This window comes from Streptomyces xylophagus, assembly GCF_000716435.1.
GTDB lineage: Bacteria > Actinomycetota > Actinomycetes > Streptomycetales > Streptomycetaceae > Streptomyces > Streptomyces xylophagus.
The window spans coordinates 17,867-32,574 of record NZ_JNWO01000002.1 but is presented as its reverse complement, the minus strand read 5'-3'; the positions used below and the strand labels follow the sequence as shown (position 1 = coordinate 32,574).

Below are 14,708 nucleotides of genomic sequence, written 5' to 3'. Positions count from 1 at the left end.
TGAGGGTGACTCCGGTGACTCCTGCGCGCTGCTCAGCCGACCGGCGGAGTCCCGTGCGTGTGGAAGGACTCGATGGTCTTCAGGCCCCAGGCCTGCCCCTTCTTCCGCTCCTCCTCGGTCCAGGTGATCAGCGGCCAGTCGGGCGCCAGGACGAGCCGGGTGAGCGGGTTGCACAACTCGATGCGGTTGCCGCCGGGTTCGTAGACGTAGAGGAAGAACGTCTGCTGGATGGCGTGCTTGTGCGGCCCCGTCTCGATGAACACGCCTGTGTCGATGGCGAGATCGGCCGCGCGCAGGATGTCCTCACGGGTGTCGGTCGCGAAGGCGATGTGGTGCAGCCGCCCGGTCGAACCGGTCCAGTCCTCGGTGTAGACGACGTCGTACGACTTGTTGGTGTACGTCAGCCAACGCGCCGCGATCCGGCCGATGTTGAGCCGGATCTGCTCGGTGGGCCGGGCGCCCAGCACCTGCTCCTGGAACTCGGCGCTGGCGAGCACGTCGGCCGCGAGGAAGTTGATGTGGTCCAGGCGCCGTACGCCGACGCCCCGGTTCGGCTTGGCCTGCGGCTGGTTCTTCAGGGCCGGCTTCAGCTCGTCGGGGGCCACATAGTGCTCGCTCTCCCAGTACAGGGCGTGCTCGTGGCCGTCCGGGTCGGTGGTGACGTAGAGCTTGCCGAGGCCGGGTTCGTCCTCGACCCACTTGCCGGTGCCGCCCGCCTGCTCGATCGCCTTGATACGGCGTTGGAGGGCCTCCTCGCTGGAGGTGCGCAGGGCGAGCCGGCCGAGGCCGGGCTGTTCGCGGGCGGTGAGGACCAGGCTGTGGTGCTCGTAGTCGTCGTAGGTCCGGAGGTGGACGGTGTCGCCGTCCTGGCCGTTGACGGTGAGGCCCAGGTAGTCGGTGAAGAAGGCGACACTGGCGTCCAGGTCCGGGGTGAAGAGCTGGGCGTGGCCGATATGGGCGATGTCACCGAGCGGCGGAGCCATCGTTGCCTCCAAGGGGTCGTGCGGGTGCGGGAGTTGAGGCGGCGGGTCGGGGGAAGACCGTGCCGTCGAAGATCTTTCGCGCGGTGCGTACGACCGCGGTTCTGCGGACCACCGGAGCGGAGTCTTCGGATCCGGCGTCCACGCTAGTTTCGATGTCTAGGAATCCGCTGGGATGCTCGATGCGAATTCGGTCACTTTGGGACGGAAGCTCCGCGATGCCCTCCCCCACCCCGCCGGGCAGGAGCAGTCCGGCCGCCACGCTCGCGGCGCCGAGGACGCCGATCGAGGCGTGGCAGCGCACGGGGATGAAGGTGCGGGTCATGACGGCGCCGCCGTCCCTGGACCGTGCCAGCAGGGTGAGCTTGGGCACGGTGGTGCCCTCGACGTCGCCGAGGCCCATCAGCTTGCCGGCCTCCAGGCGGATCTCCCGGAGGCGGTCGGCGAGAGTGAGGTTCTCTTCGAGATCCTTGGGACTCTCGTACCCCGTGATGTCGAGCGCGGCGGCCGGGATCAGGACGACCGGCATGCCGTTGTCGACGCACGTCACCTCGGTGCCGGCGACGACGTCACGGATACGGCCCGTCGGCAGCAACGGACTGCTGCCCTGCGGGAATTCGATCACCACCGGTGCCGCGGTGCCGGGCACGCCGGAGATCTCCGCGAAGCCTGTGTAGTCGACCCGGCCGCCCGGTGTCGGGAAGCTCGCGATCGCCAGCTCCCCGGTGTTGAGCATCCGGATGCGGACGGAGGTCTCGTCGTCGGCGGGGGCCACGAGCCCTCGCTCCACGGCGAACGGGCCTATTCCGGCGAGGATGTTGCCGCAGTTCTGACGATCCGTCACCTCAGGTCGGTCGACCGCGACTTGCAGGAACAGATAGTCGACGTCGGCCTCGGGGTCGGCCGAGGCGGAGACCACGCCGACCTTGCTGGTGAGCGGGTGGGCGCCGCCGAGGCCGTCGATCTGGCGCGGGTCGGGGCTGCCCATGACCCGCAGCAGCAGGTCGTCCCGCTCGGCCGGGTCGGCGGGGAGGTCCTCGGCCAGGAAGTAGGCGCCCTTGGAGGTGCCGCCGCGCATCAGCATGCAGCGCACCTCCGCGGGCCCGGTCACGACCCGGCTCCGGTGTACTCCTCGTACGACTGGTACTCGACGCCGAGTTGCTTGAGGGTGTCGCGCAACCCGTAGCGGTCCAGGCCGAGTTGGCCTTCGAAGAAGGCTGCGCGGGTGGCCGCCTCCTTGGCCTCGCGGGCCTCCGACTTCTCGGCGGTCTCGCGGGCCTTCTCGCGCGGTACGACCACGACGCCGTCGTCGTCGGCGACGATCACGTCACCGGGGCGGACGACTTGGCCGTCGATGGCGATGGGCACATTGACCGAGCCGCCGGTGGCCTTGACGGTGCCCTGGGAGGAGACGGCGCGGGACCAGGCGGCGAAGCCCATGTCGCGCAGTTCCTGGGTGTCGCGGATGCCCGTGTTGAGGACGACTCCGCGCACCCCGCGCTTCTGCAGCGCGGTGGCGAAGAGCTCGCCGAACAGGCCGTCGGTGCACGGCGAGGTGGTGGTGACGACGAGGATGTCGCCCTCGCCGCACTGCTCCACGGCCGCGTGGATCATGAGGTTGTCGCCGGGCCAGCTGAGCACGGTGACAGCGGTGCCCGCGACCCGAACTCCCTGCTGCACAGGGCGGATTGAGGGACCGAGCAGACCGGTGCGGCCCATGGCCTCGCTGACGGTGGCCACGCCGAAGCCGGCCAGTGCCTCGACGTCCTTGGCCTCGGCCTTCGGGGGGTTGGTGACGATCACGCCGCCCATGGTTATGCCAGCTCCTTCGCGATCTGCGGGTACGGGCGCATGTACGCCTCGGCCATCGTCTTGTGGGCCAGGCCCAGGTTCGGGCCGGCGTTGCGCTTGAGCTGGACACCGCGGCGGACGGCCAGGTCGGTGTAGTAGTCCCACAGGTGCTGCTGGGCGCCGAGGCACTCCATCGCCTTGCGCTTGGTGTCCCACACCTCGGTGATGTCGAGGAGGACCTCGGGCTTGAAGCCGCTCATCTCGGGCTGGTGCGGCTCGAAGTAGAAGACGGGCGGGGCGCCGATGATCTCGCCCTCGCCGGGGTAGCCGATGGCCTGGGCCAGGACGCGGGCCTCCAGCGCCATCCGGTTGGCGGCCGGGTGGTCGCCGTTGTACGGGTCCTCGGTGGGGTGGGTGAGCACGACGTCCGGCTGGGTGGCGCGGTAGACCTCGACGAGCTTGTCGGTCAGCTCGGCGGTGGCGACCAGGGGGTAGTCGCCGGCGTCGTAGAAGAGGACCTCGGCGCCGAGGGTGGCCGCGGCGCGCTCGGCCTCGTCGCGGCGTATCGCCTTGATCTCGTCCAGCTTCTTGCCCTCGCGCCAGGCCTTGGCGGACTCGCCGCGCTCGCCGAAGGTCAGACAGGCGATGGTGACCTTCTCGCCGCGGGCGGCGGCCAGAGCGATGGCTCCGCCGGCCCGCCAGACGAAGTCCCCGGCGTGCGCCGTGACGACGAGTGTCGATCGTGGGGTGGCGGGCGCGTTGCCGTGCGTCATGACTCGAATCTCCTTGGTGGACAGGTGTGCGCCCGCCCCGGGTGTGCCGATCCGCCGCGCGTCAGTCGCGCAACGCCTCGATCACACTGGTGAGATGGGCGCGGACGGCCGCCTCGGCCGCCTGTGGGTCCCTGGCCGTGATCGCCTCGATCATCGCCAGATGCTCACTCAGGGACTGCTGCGGACGCCCCGGCCGCAGCGCCAACTGGAAGCGGTGACGCACCAGTTGGGCATTGAGCCGCTCCAGCAGGGCCAGGGCCGTCTGCTGGCCGGAGAACTCCCGGACCTTGTCGTGCAGTTCGTGGTTGAGCTCGGAGTAGGTGACCGGTTCGCCGTCGGCCACGGCCTTGGTCATGGCCCGGCCCAGGTCCGCCAGTTCGGTCAGCTGGTCGTCGCTGGCCGCGACGGCCGCCTTGGCCGCGCACAGTCCTTCCAGGACCATGCGGCACTCCGTGATGGCGACCGCTTCCTCCACGGTCACCACCCGCACCCGCGAGCCGCGGTTGCGGATCCGCTCGACCAGTCCTTCGGCCGCCAGATCGATCAGCGCCGCGCGGATACTGGCCCGCGTCACATCGAGTTGCTCGGCGAGCTCGTTCTCCACCAACCGCTGTGCCGGTGCCATGTCGCCGTGCAGGATCGCCTGCCGCAGCTGCGTGAGCGCATGCTGCTTGGCCTGCTCCCCGGTGCTCGGACGGGCTTCTTTCGGCATCGTTGCCCTCCCTGAGTGAGTGCCTGTCGAACCTAAATCTAGCCAAACAAGATTGTCAACAATTTTGTCCGCCGTATTGCAGGCATGCTTCCGCCCATACTTACCGCAGACACGGCTCCGCCCGCCCACGGACCGGCCATGGACGGGCGGTGAACCGTCTTCCGCTACGGCTTGCGGCGACTGCAACTCATCGACTTGCCGTCCTTCGTCTCGCACCACTCCTGGTAGCCGGAGGAGAAGGATCCGGCCCACTTGTAGTGGTCGTCGGGCAGCTTGTCCGGCGTGTAGGCACGGTAGTTGGCCGCGTCCTTCTTGTCGCCCGAGCCGTCGTAGGCGACGAGTTGGGGGTACGGGTAGACGGGCCGCGTGTACGCGACGGTGGGCGCGCTGCTGCTCGCGCTCGCGGAGGCCTTGGTGTCCTTGGTGTCACCGCCGCCGAGCTGACCGCCCGCCGGTCCCCCGGGCCGGCTGCCGCCGCTGGTCTTGGAGGCGATGACGGCGCCGGGGGTCTTCTCGGTCTCCCGCCAGTCGATCAGCTTGCTCAGCAGATCGAAGCTGTCGGGTCCGTCACCGCCGCCGCAGTGGTTCACGCCGGGGAACAAGTACAGGCGGTAGAAGTCGTCGACCTCGCCCTGCCCCATCGTGTCGATCATGGCCTGCCGGTACACGCGCGTGCCGGTCGGCGGGATGTTCGGGTCGATCAGCCCGTGCCACTGGATCAGCTTGCCGCCGGCCTGCCGGAACTTGGTGAGGTCGGGATCGGTCGCGTCGTAGATCCCGGAGACCTCCCGCTGATAGGCCTTGAAGGTGTCCACGGTGAACAGCGACGCGTCGAGCTTCAGCGTCGGGTCCGCCTCCCATTTGCCGACCCAGCGCAGGAACCCGAGCCCGATCCCGTACAGCTGCACCGAACTCTGCCCCTGACCCGCCTTCGGGACGAACAGTCCCTCCCAGGCGGTCTCGGAGCCGTAGGGCTGGCCGCCGGTGTAGAGATGAGTGCCGTCCGGGGCGGTCACACCCGCGTACGCCTTGCGTACGACGTCGGCCTGCTCGGTGGTGAGGCAGCTCGAACTGTCCTTGTTGCCGGGGCACTTGAGGCTCACGGGGTCGAAGGTACAGGTCACCGGATCCTGGATGAGGTCGTTGTTCAGCTTGGGGTCGGCGCACTTCGCGATGACGGCCTTGTGCAGCATGCCGAGCTTCGAGGCGGGCAGGATCGTCGAGCCGTCGGCGCGGAAGTCGATGGTCGAGAGGTAGGCCTCCTGCATCGCGTTGAGCGCGGTCTGGTTGAAGGCCGGGGCGCCGACCAGGGCGGCACTGAAGTCGCCGGGGTAGCGCTGCACCTCCATCAGCGTCTCGCGCCCGCCGTCCGAGCAGCCGTCGTAGTAGGTGTACATCGGCTCAGCGCCGTAGAACGCCTTGGTGATCGCCTTGGCGGCGGTGGCGAAGGCGTGCTCGGAGCGGTAGCCGAAGTCCACCTTGAGCTGCGGGTTCGTCGCCCAGACCTCGGCGGAGCCGCCACCCATGCCGGAGGTGGAGACGTGCCCCTGGTTGTCCTGCCCGAGGGCGAAGGAGCCGTCGGTGACGGGGACGCAGCCGGTGGAGGCGGCGGGCTGGGCGCTGACGCCGACCATGCCGCAGTAGCCGCCGCAGCCCTCCTGGAGGTAGCGCTGCCGGTACGTCTGTGTCGGCAGCCGCAGTTCGAACTGGATCTGCGGGGCGACGGTGCCCTTGACGTCGCAGTACTCGTACGCGTTCGCGTCGCCCTTGGCCACGACGGTCGCCGAGGCTACGGATGTCGCCGCGTCGTCCAGCGTGCCGAAGTCCTTCTGGAGCAGGTCGGCGCAGGAGATGGTCGGCTTGGTCACCGGCAGGTTCTTGCCCACGTCACCGCCTGCGCGCACCTTGGTGACACTCGCGTCGGCGTCCGCCGAGAACGTGTCGGGCAGCAGCGCGAGGCCGGTGACGAGGGCCGCGGCGATGACGGCCACCAGGAGGGCGATCCTCGTCCGCTTCGACGAGTGGGCATGACCAGGGCTCATGACCTCAGCGTCGAGTGGGCCCCTGGCGGAGGCCACCGCCGTGGGCCACAAGGGTGACCGGGTCAGGCCTCGCGGTAGAGCGCGGTGAGCAGTTCCAGCACGGGCTGGGTGGCGGGGTGCGGGTCGTCCTTCCACCAGGCGAGCCGTACGGCGATGGGCTCGGCGTCACGCACCGGCCGGTAGACGACTCCGGGCCGTGGGTACTGGTTCGCCGTCGATTCCGCGGTCATGCCGACGGTCCGGCCGGTGGCGATCACGGTGAGCCAGTCGTCCACGTCGTGGGTGTCCTCGGTGGCCGGGCGGGAGTCGGGCGGCCACAGGTCGGCGGTCGTGGTGCCGGTACGGCGGTCGACGAGGAGGGTGCGCCCCGCGAGGTCGGCCAGCCGGACCGAGCGGCGCCGGGCCAGCGGGTCGTCGGAGGCCATCGCGCACAGCCGTCGCTCCAGCCCGACGATGGCCGACTCGAACCGCCGGTCGTCGAGCGGTCTGCGGACCACGGACAGGTCGCAGGCGCCTTCCCCGAGGCCGGCGGTGGCCGAGTTGACGCGGACCAGATGCAGCTCGGTCTCCGGGTGCGCCCGGCCCCAGCGGCGCTGGAAGGGCAGCGTGTGCCGGCCGAGCGCCGACCAGGCGTAGCCGATCCGCAGATGGGCGTGGCCCGAGGTGGCGTCACGGACCAGTTCGTCGACCTCGGCGAGGACCCGCCGGGCGTGCGCGACCACCCGCAGCCCGGTGCTCGTCGGGGTCACCGATCGGGAGGTGCGTCTCAACAGCCTTACGCCCAGGGCGCGTTCGAGTGAGGCGAGGGTACGGGAGACGGCCGCCTGGGAGACGCCGAGCGCGAGGGCTGCGTCGGTGAAGGTGCCCTCGTCGACGATCGCGACGAGACAGCGCAACTGCCTCAGCTCCATATCCATGACTCAAGCGTATAGATCGTCCGGTGGTTGCATTTTGCGCAACTGCGGGCGGGGCGCACGATCGGACCATGCCTGGAGCTTCCTCAGCGACAACTCCCTTGCCCACCACGTCACATGGCGCCCCGCGGCCGTCCCGGGTGGGACTCGCCGGTGTCGCCACCATGGCCGGCAGCGGGCTGTCCAACCAGACCGGTGCCGCGCTCGGCTCCCTCGCCTTCCCCGTCATCGGGCCCGTGGGGGTGGTCGCGGTGCGCCAGTACGTCGCCGCCGCCGTCCTGTTCGCCGTGGGCAGGCCCCGGCTGCGGGAGTTCACCTGGCGGCAGTGGTGGCCGGTACTGCTGCTCGCCGTGGTGTTCGGGACGATGAACCTGTCCCTGTACACCGCGATCGACCGCGTCGGCCTAGGTCTGGCGGTGACGCTGGAGTTCCTGGGCCCGCTGTCCATAGCGCTGGCCGCTACCCGGCGCCGCGTGGACGTCTGCTACGCGCTGATCGCGGCGGCGGGCGTGGTGACGCTGATGCGTCCGCGCCCCTCGGCCGACTACCTGGGCATGGGCCTCGGCCTCCTGGCCGCCGCGTGCTGGGCGTCCTACATCCTGCTCAACCGGACCGTCGGCCGACGCATCCCCGGGGCGCAGGGTGCGGCGGCCGCGGCCGGGGTGTCCGCGCTGATGTTCCTGCCGGTCGGGATCGTCGTCGGGGTCCGGCATCCGCCGACCCTCACGGCGGCCGCGTGTGCCGTGGCGGCCGGGGTGCTGTCGTCGGCGGTGCCGTATCTGGCCGATCTGTTCACCCTGCGCCGGGTGCCGGCCCCGGCCTTCGGGCTGTTCATGAGCGTCAACCCGGTGCTCGCCGCCGTGGTCGGATGGATCGGCCTCGGTCAGCGGCTGGGCTGGGCGGAATGGGTAGGCATCGGAGCCATCGTGGCCGCGAACGCGCTGAGCATTCTGACTTCCCGGGACTGAACAATGGCGCCCCGGTACAGGCCGGACGCCGGTGTCCGTGGGGTGGCCGGCGTCCGGGGCGGGGCGGTCAGTGCCGCATGTGCCGACGCACCCAGGCCGCCTGCCCGCCGTCGACGAGCAGATCGGTGCCCGTGATGAACTGGGCCTGGGGACCGGTGAGGAAGGCCACCGCGTCGGCGATCTCGCCAGGTGTGCCGGTGCGGCGCGCTCCGCAGTCGTCGATCATCTTGAGCATGTGTCGGCCGTGCGGCGACTCGGCCTCGGCCTTCGACATCGCGGTCGAAATGACGCCGGGGCTCACGGTGTTGATGCGGGCACCGCGCAGGTTCCAGGCGAGCGCGGCGGCCTCCACGCGTACATGGTTGGCGCGCTTGGCGACCATGTAGGCGCGCAGCGAGTCGTCGCCCACGGCGGTGACGACGGGCAGGGAGAGGAGTTCCTCCGCCGGTGCCGTCGCGAGGGCGGCCTCGTCCTCGGGGCTGAGCGAGGCGTAGTGCCCGGCCATGCTGGAGACGGCGACCAGGGCGGTGCCGCGTCCTGCCACCTCCTCGAAGGCGTCGATCACATGGACGGTGCCGAGCAGGTCGACCTCAAGGATCGTGCGCGCCGACGCGATCGACGCGGAGACCCCGGCCGTGTGCGCGACGGCGACGATCCGGCCCTCTCCGGCTGCGGCCTGGGCGAGCTTCTCGACCGCCGTTCGGTCGGAGATGTCGGTGAGGACGCCGTGTGCCGCGTAGCCCTCGGCGCGCAACGCGGCCACGGTGCGGTCGAGTTGGCCGCGCGAGGCGTCGGCGAGGAACAGGGTCCTGCCGCTGCCGAGGCGACGCGCGATCGCCGTCCCCATGCCGCCGGCGCCGGTGACCACGACGACGTCGCGGGGTTCCTCAGACGGTCGTTGCGCCATGGAGGGCCTCCTGCCAGCTCGCTCCGGCCACGATGGCCTGCCGCCATCCGCGGATCGCCTTGGGCGGCATGCCGACCGCGAGGGCGCCGGTGAGCCGGTCGCCGGTGCGATAGGCGGCCACGAACCGCCGTTCGCCCAAGTCCCCGTCCACCACGGCGACTTCGTCGTGGCCGCGCAGATAGCCGTAGGCCTGGATTTTCATGTCGTACTGGTCGGACCAGAAGTACGGCACGGGCGCGAACGCCTTGCGTGCCTCGGGGTTCAGAAGGTTGCGGGCGGCGGCAATGCCCTGCTCGGCCGCGTTGGTGCGGTGCTCGATCCGCATCGACGTGCCGAACAGCGGGTTGTACCAGCGGGCGACATCACCGGCCGCGTAGACGTTCCGCGCGGCCTCGCAGTACTCGTCGCACACGACGCCGTCGCCCACCGACAGTCCGCTGTCGGCGAGCCACCCGGTGTTCGGCAGCGAGCCGATCGCTACGAGCACCTCGTCGGCCTCGATCTCCTTGCCGTCCGCGAGCCGTACGCCCTCGTCGGTCACCTCGGTGACGGAGACTCCGGTGCGCAGGTTCACGCCGTGCTCGACGTGGGCCTGCGCCAGCACCTGCCCGACCTGCTCCCCGACGGCGTGCGCCAGGGGCACGGGAGCCGGTTCCAGCAGGGTCACTCGGGCCCCCAGACGCCAGGCCACGGCGGCGGCCTCCGCACCAAGGAACCCGGCGCCGGCCACGACCAACCGCCGCCCGGGACCGAGCCGTTCGCGCAGGGTGAGGGCGTCGTCGAGCGTGCGCAGCACATGCGCGCCCTCACCCGGCAGCCGCCGCGGGCGCACCCCGGTCGCGATGATCAGCCCGTCGTACGCCACCTGCGCACCGTCCGACAGCCACATCGCCTGCGCGGCGAGGTCGAGCGCGGTCGCGGCGACACCGAGACGCAGGTCGAGGCCGAGCCCGCTCAGGTCGTCCGGGGTGCGCAGGGCCACCCGGTCCGGCTCCCACTCCGCGGCGAGGACCTGCTTGGACAACGGCGGCCGGTCGTAGGGCAGATGGGGTTCCTCGCCCACGAGAGTGAGCGTGCCGGTGTAGCCCTCGCGGCGGAGTGTCTCGGCCGCCGCGAGTCCGGCGGCCGAGGCTCCGACGACGACGATCCGGGTCACCGCTCCACCAGTCGGATGGCCGCGGCCGGGCAGACCGCCACGGCTTCCCGTACGTCGTCGACGAGTTCGGCGCCGGGGTGCTCCTCCAGGAGGATCGCCACGCCGTCGTCGTCCCGCTGGTCGAAGACGTCGGGGGCGGCGACCACGCACTGCCCGGAGGCGACGCATTTCGGTTCGTCGAGTTCGACCTTCATGGCTGTGTCCTCTGCTCTCTGTTCGTTCGGCTCGTTGATGAGGGGGTGGTCACCAGGCGACGGGCAGGCAGGCCACGCCGTAGGTCGTGCCGGTGCGGTCGAAGGCCAACTGCTCGACGGGGGCGGCCAGTCGGAGGGTCGGGATGCGGCGGTAGAGGGTGCCGTAGACGACCTGGAGTTCGAGGCGGGCGAGGTTCTGGCCGAGGCACTGGTGGGGGCCGTAGCCGAAGCCCTGGTGCTGGCGGGCGGAGCGGGTGATGTCGAGGCGGTCGGCCTCGGGGAAGGCCTCGGGGTCCCAGTTCGCGGCGTGCAGGTCGAAGATCATGCCCTCGCCGGCGCGGATGGTGACGCCGCCGAGCTCGATGTCCTCCTTGGCGACGCGACGGACTCCGGTCTGGACGATGGTCAGGTAGCGCAGCAGTTCGTCGACCGCGCCGGCGATGACCTTCGGGTCGTCCGTGTCCCGTACCAGGGCGAGTTGGCCGGGGTTCTGGAGCAGGGCGAGCGTGCCGAGGCTGATCATCGTGGCGGTGGTCTCGTGCCCGGCGATGAGCATGGCGACGCCCATGTGGACGGCCTCGGTGCGGGTCATCTCACCGCTGTTGACCCGCCCTGCCATCTCGGACAGCACGCCCTCGCCCGGGTTCTCCAGCTTGAGCCCGATGAGCTTGTCCAGATAGGCGGCCAGCGCGCCGCTCGCCTCCCGCGCCTCCTGGGGCGAGGCGGCGCTGTCGAGCGCGATGCTGCTGTTGCGCTGGAAGAAGTCGTGGTCCTCGTAGGGCACTCCGAGCAGTTCGGCGATGACCAGCGAGGGGACGGGCAGGGCGAGCGCGGTGAGCAGGTCGGCGGGGTTGGGGCCGGCCAGCATGTCGTCGATCAGCTCGTCGACGATCTTCTGGACGGGGGCCCGCATGGCCTCGATGCGCTTGACGAGGAACGGCGCGTTGACCGTCCGGCGCAGCCGGGTGTGCTCGGGGGCGTCGGTGTTGGTGATCATCCGCGGGGTGTGCGGGGCGATCTCGGCGCGGTGCGCGTTGACGTAGGGGAAGCCGGGTTCCAGGTCGTCGTCGCTGACGCGCGGGTCGGTGAGCAGGGCGCGCTGGTCGGCGTGGCGGGTGATCAGCCAGGGCGTACTGCCGTTCCAGATACGGACTTTGGAGAGCGGTTTCCCGTCGCGCAGCCCGTGCACGGCGGGCGGCGGGGCGAGGGGGCAGCGTGCGTCCCGCTGCATCGGGTATTCGGGGACCGCCGCTGCCGTGTCGGGCGCGGTGTCGGTCAGGACGTCGGCCATGTCTCTCCTCGGTGGTGGGGGCTCCACGCGGGCGGAGCGCCGGGATACTGGGAACGAGGCCTCGATGAGCACATGCAAACAGAGTGGGCTGACGCCTTCCGGTCAGTTTCCTGACAACGTCCTGACGTGGCCCGGATCACACGTCGTCACTGTTGCCATGAACCGGACACAGATGTCAGGGAGGGTCAACTCGGGTGAATTTCCTGCGGGTTGAATGATCAGGACGTGACGACACCGACTCGCGAACGCAACGCGAAACGGGCGGCGCCGCATCACCGCGACACCTCCCGGCACACCACTTCACAGGGGGCTCGTATTTGCTCCGCGAATCCCCTGCAACTCCCCCACCGGACCGCTCACCTCTCGGCGGCCGCACCCCCGAGCCAGTAACCGAAGCCCCGGCGCGTATGGATGAGCGCCGCACCTTCCTGGTCCACCTTGCGGCGGAGACGGGAGACGAGCTGCTCCATCGCATTGCCGCCGCGGAAGTCTCCCCAGACGTACCGGCTGATCTGCTCCTTGGACAGCACCTTGTGCGCGTTGACGAGGAGATGGCGCAGCAGCCGGTACTCCGCGGGCGTCAGATCGAGGATGCGCCGGCCGCGCCGCGCCTGACAGGTGGTGTCGTCCAGGACCAGGTCGGCATAGTGCAGCGCACCGTCCCGACAGCCGCCCCGGCCTCGCAGCAACACCTGGATGCGGGCCAGCACTTCGGCGATCCGAAAGGGTTTGGTGACGTAGTCCCGCTCCCCCGCGCCCAGTTCGGGCAGCAGCCTGTCGAGGGCGTCCCAGGCGGTGAGCAGGAGGACGGGCGGGCGGTGCGTGACGAGTCGGCGGCCCTCGGCGAGCGCGTCCATCTCGGGCAACTCCGCGTCGATGACGACCAGTTCGAACTGCTGCTCCGCGAGCCGCGCCACCACCTCGGTGCCGTTGCCGGCCGTCCTGATGTGGTAGCCCGCCAACTCCAGTGTCGTGGAGAGGAGTTCGGCGTTGTCCGGCTCATCCACGGCGACGAGCAGATGCTGCCCGCCACCGCGGGCGAGTGATCGTGTCTCACCGATGCTGTCGTACGTGGACATGTGCATCACCCTACCGCGCTGCTTGCCTGACTCAAGCAATATACATTCGATTGCTTGACTCAAGTAAGTCCCATATGCTTGCCTAACTCAACCATGGCCGTCGTGGAGCCGGGCCCCGGTCGGGCCCGTCGGAAAGCAGGAGTGCACCTGAGCCCTCGCTCACCAGAGCCGGGGCCGCCTTGAGCGGAAGGCGGCCCCCGCGCCGAACCCGTGGGGACGGGGGTCGGCGCCGTCCCGGACCCGGTCGCCGACCACTCCCCCGGCTCGGCACCGGGTCCGCGGACAAACCCCCTCCCGTCTCCGACATTCCGGTCCCGCGGTGCCGTAGGCGCGGGCCCCCGACATGACCGACAGGACCTGTCAGCTTTGCCTCCGGCGGGTCCGGAACAGGCTGACGCCCGCCCCCATCGAGACGACACCCATGCCCACGGCGGTCAGGACGGCCTGTGCCCCCGCGGCGACGAAGGGCGCGGCCGTGGCGACGACCAGGTTGAACAGGAACAGGAACCACAGCACGGGTCTCGACGCGAGCAGCGGCTTCATGGGTGGTTTCCTCCGGATCGAGAAGACTTGGATCTTGGTTGACGTGTTGCTTCAACGATTCCGTCGTCCGCCCGGCGACACGAGGGAGCGCTCTCCCGAACCCGTGGTGGAGCGGGCTGCACCCGTGCCGGGCGGTCAGCTCCACCGCCGGCGGGCCCACGCGCCTAACCTGATCTCCATGCGCCACACCCTGCGGCAGGCGGCCCGGGCGTCGCTCCAGCTGGTCATCTCCGCCGCGATGGCCTTCGGGTCGTACATCTTCATCACCGTGCTCCTGATCACCGCGATCGCCACGGCCGCGGTGGTCGGCGCGTTCATGCTGCCGGAGACGGTGCTGCTGATACGGCGGATCGCCGGGGCCAAGCGGCAGCAGGCGGGGGCGTGGACGGGCCGGAAGATCCCCGAGGCGTACCAGCCGCTCACCGGCACCGTCCGGGAGCGGGTGCGCACGGCGGTCCGCGACCCGGGCACGCTCACCGATTTCCGTTGGATGGTCGCCTACTACGGCTACGGCGTGCTGCCCGTGCTGATGCTGCCGTTGTGGCCGCTGGGGCTGGTCGTCGACGGGGTGTGGTGCGGGCTGCTGCGCCGCCGGGCCGTCGTCCTGCCGTTGATCAGCCGGCTCGCGGATCTCGACGCCCACTGGTCCACCGTCCTGCTGAAGCCCTCACCGAAGGCCCAACTGGCCGTACGAGTCGAGGAGTTGGTGCAGACCCGGGCCGGCGCGATCGCCGCGCACGGTGCCGAACTACGCCGGATCGAGCGGGATCTGCACGACGGGACGCAGGCCCGGCTGGTGTCGCTGTCGATGCGCATCGGGCTCGCCAAGCGGGCCTACGACCAGGACCCGGAGGCGGCGCGCAGGATGCTCGACGACGCGCAGACGCTGGCCGAGGAGGCGCTGACGGATCTGCGGCACGTCGTACGCGCCATCCATCCGCCGATCCTCACCGACCGCGGCCTGGTCGGCGCGGTGCGGGCACTGGCCGCCAGCAGCGCCCTATCGGTCACCGTGACCGTGGACGGGCTGACCGACGGACACGACGGGCCGCGCGCTCCGGCGGCGGTGGAGGCGGCGGCCTACTTCGTGATCGCCGAGTCGCTGACCAACGCGGCCAAGTACAGCGGCGCCGACCGCGCCGACGTCCATCTCGCCCGCGCCCGCACCGGACTGCGCGTCCAGGTGCGCGACGAGGGGCGGGGCGGAGCCGACGAAGCGGGCGGATCGGGGCTGCTCGGTATGCAGCGCCGGGTCGCCGCGCTCGACGGCAGTGTGACCGTGACCAGCCCCGTGGGGGGACCTACCGTGATCGAAGTGGAGCTGCCGTGCGTCTGGTGAGCGTAGTTGAGGCGGAACT

Annotated in this window: 15 protein-coding genes; 2 read left to right on the top strand and 13 right to left on the bottom strand. The window is 70.5% G+C overall.

Going from position 1 to position 14,708, the window contains the following annotated elements:
- Positions 1-32 precede the first annotated feature (32 nt).
- The 7 genes from OO70_RS03575 to OO70_RS03545 form a co-directional block, all read right to left on the bottom strand.
- Complete coding sequence (locus OO70_RS03575) at positions 33-983, bottom strand: catechol 2,3-dioxygenase (protein WP_043663841.1); 951 nt, start codon at positions 981-983, stop codon at positions 33-35.
- Positions 964-2,091 carry a 4-oxalomesaconate tautomerase gene (locus tag OO70_RS03570; protein WP_043663838.1) on the bottom strand — a complete coding sequence of 376 codons (1,128 nt, stop codon included), beginning with the start codon at positions 2,089-2,091 and terminating at the stop codon, positions 964-966. The genes OO70_RS03575 and OO70_RS03570 overlap by 20 nt, the downstream gene beginning before the upstream one ends.
- Positions 2,088-2,792 (bottom strand): 4-carboxy-4-hydroxy-2-oxoadipate aldolase/oxaloacetate decarboxylase, encoded by a 705-nt coding sequence (locus OO70_RS03565; RefSeq protein WP_043663836.1) that lies wholly within the window; start codon positions 2,790-2,792, stop codon positions 2,088-2,090. Before OO70_RS03565 ends, OO70_RS03570 begins: the two co-directional genes overlap by 4 nt.
- A 2-nt stretch (positions 2,793-2,794) precedes the next feature.
- Positions 2,795-3,544: a PIG-L deacetylase family protein gene (locus tag OO70_RS03560; RefSeq protein ID WP_043663834.1), complete on the bottom strand. Its 750-nt coding sequence runs from the start codon at positions 3,542-3,544 to the stop codon at positions 2,795-2,797.
- A 61-nt stretch (positions 3,545-3,605) separates the two neighbouring features.
- Positions 3,606-4,256: a GntR family transcriptional regulator gene (locus tag OO70_RS03555; RefSeq protein ID WP_043663832.1), complete on the bottom strand. Its 651-nt coding sequence runs from the start codon at positions 4,254-4,256 to the stop codon at positions 3,606-3,608.
- 164 nt (positions 4,257-4,420) lie between these two features.
- Complete coding sequence (locus tag OO70_RS03550) at positions 4,421-6,298, bottom strand: tannase/feruloyl esterase family alpha/beta hydrolase (protein WP_234336694.1); 1,878 nt, start codon at positions 6,296-6,298, stop codon at positions 4,421-4,423.
- A 62-nt stretch (positions 6,299-6,360) separates the two neighbouring features.
- Positions 6,361-7,215, bottom strand: a complete 855-nt coding sequence (locus OO70_RS03545) for a LysR family transcriptional regulator (RefSeq protein ID WP_043663829.1) — start codon at positions 7,213-7,215, stop codon at positions 6,361-6,363.
- A 161-nt stretch (positions 7,216-7,376) separates the two neighbouring features.
- Between OO70_RS03545 and OO70_RS03540 the strand changes: the two genes are divergently transcribed.
- Positions 7,377-8,180 carry an EamA family transporter gene (locus OO70_RS03540; RefSeq protein WP_043663826.1) on the top strand — a complete coding sequence of 268 codons (804 nt, stop codon included), beginning with the start codon at positions 7,377-7,379 and terminating at the stop codon, positions 8,178-8,180.
- A 67-nt stretch (positions 8,181-8,247) separates the two neighbouring features.
- Here OO70_RS03540 and OO70_RS03535 read toward each other — a convergent pair whose 3' ends face one another.
- The 6 genes from OO70_RS03535 to OO70_RS03510 form a co-directional block, all read right to left on the bottom strand.
- Positions 8,248-9,087 (bottom strand): SDR family oxidoreductase, encoded by an 840-nt coding sequence (locus OO70_RS03535; protein ID WP_043663824.1) that lies wholly within the window; start codon positions 9,085-9,087, stop codon positions 8,248-8,250.
- On the bottom strand, positions 9,068-10,243 hold the full coding sequence (locus tag OO70_RS03530) for an NAD(P)/FAD-dependent oxidoreductase (protein ID WP_043663822.1): 1,176 nt from the start codon (positions 10,241-10,243) through the stop codon (positions 9,068-9,070). The genes OO70_RS03535 and OO70_RS03530 overlap by 20 nt, the downstream gene beginning before the upstream one ends.
- Positions 10,240-10,437 (bottom strand): ferredoxin, encoded by a 198-nt coding sequence (locus tag OO70_RS03525; protein WP_043663821.1) that lies wholly within the window; start codon positions 10,435-10,437, stop codon positions 10,240-10,242. The genes OO70_RS03530 and OO70_RS03525 overlap by 4 nt, the downstream gene beginning before the upstream one ends.
- A 49-nt stretch (positions 10,438-10,486) precedes the next feature.
- Positions 10,487-11,728 (bottom strand): cytochrome P450, encoded by a 1,242-nt coding sequence (locus tag OO70_RS03520; RefSeq protein ID WP_043663819.1) that lies wholly within the window; start codon positions 11,726-11,728, stop codon positions 10,487-10,489.
- Positions 11,729-12,084: 356 nt separating this feature from the next.
- Entirely contained in the window at positions 12,085-12,807 is a 723-nt protein-coding gene (locus OO70_RS03515) for a response regulator transcription factor (protein ID WP_106971623.1), read from the bottom strand.
- Between the two features lie 360 nt (positions 12,808-13,167).
- On the bottom strand, positions 13,168-13,350 hold the full coding sequence (locus OO70_RS03510) for a hypothetical protein (RefSeq protein WP_043663814.1): 183 nt from the start codon (positions 13,348-13,350) through the stop codon (positions 13,168-13,170).
- A 178-nt stretch (positions 13,351-13,528) separates the two neighbouring features.
- Between OO70_RS03510 and OO70_RS03505 the strand changes: the two genes are divergently transcribed.
- The gene (locus OO70_RS03505) at positions 13,529-14,689 is read left to right on the top strand and encodes a sensor histidine kinase (RefSeq protein ID WP_043663813.1); all 1,161 of its coding nucleotides are present in this window, start codon (positions 13,529-13,531) and stop codon (positions 14,687-14,689) included.
- The last annotated feature ends 19 nt before the right edge of the window (positions 14,690-14,708 follow it).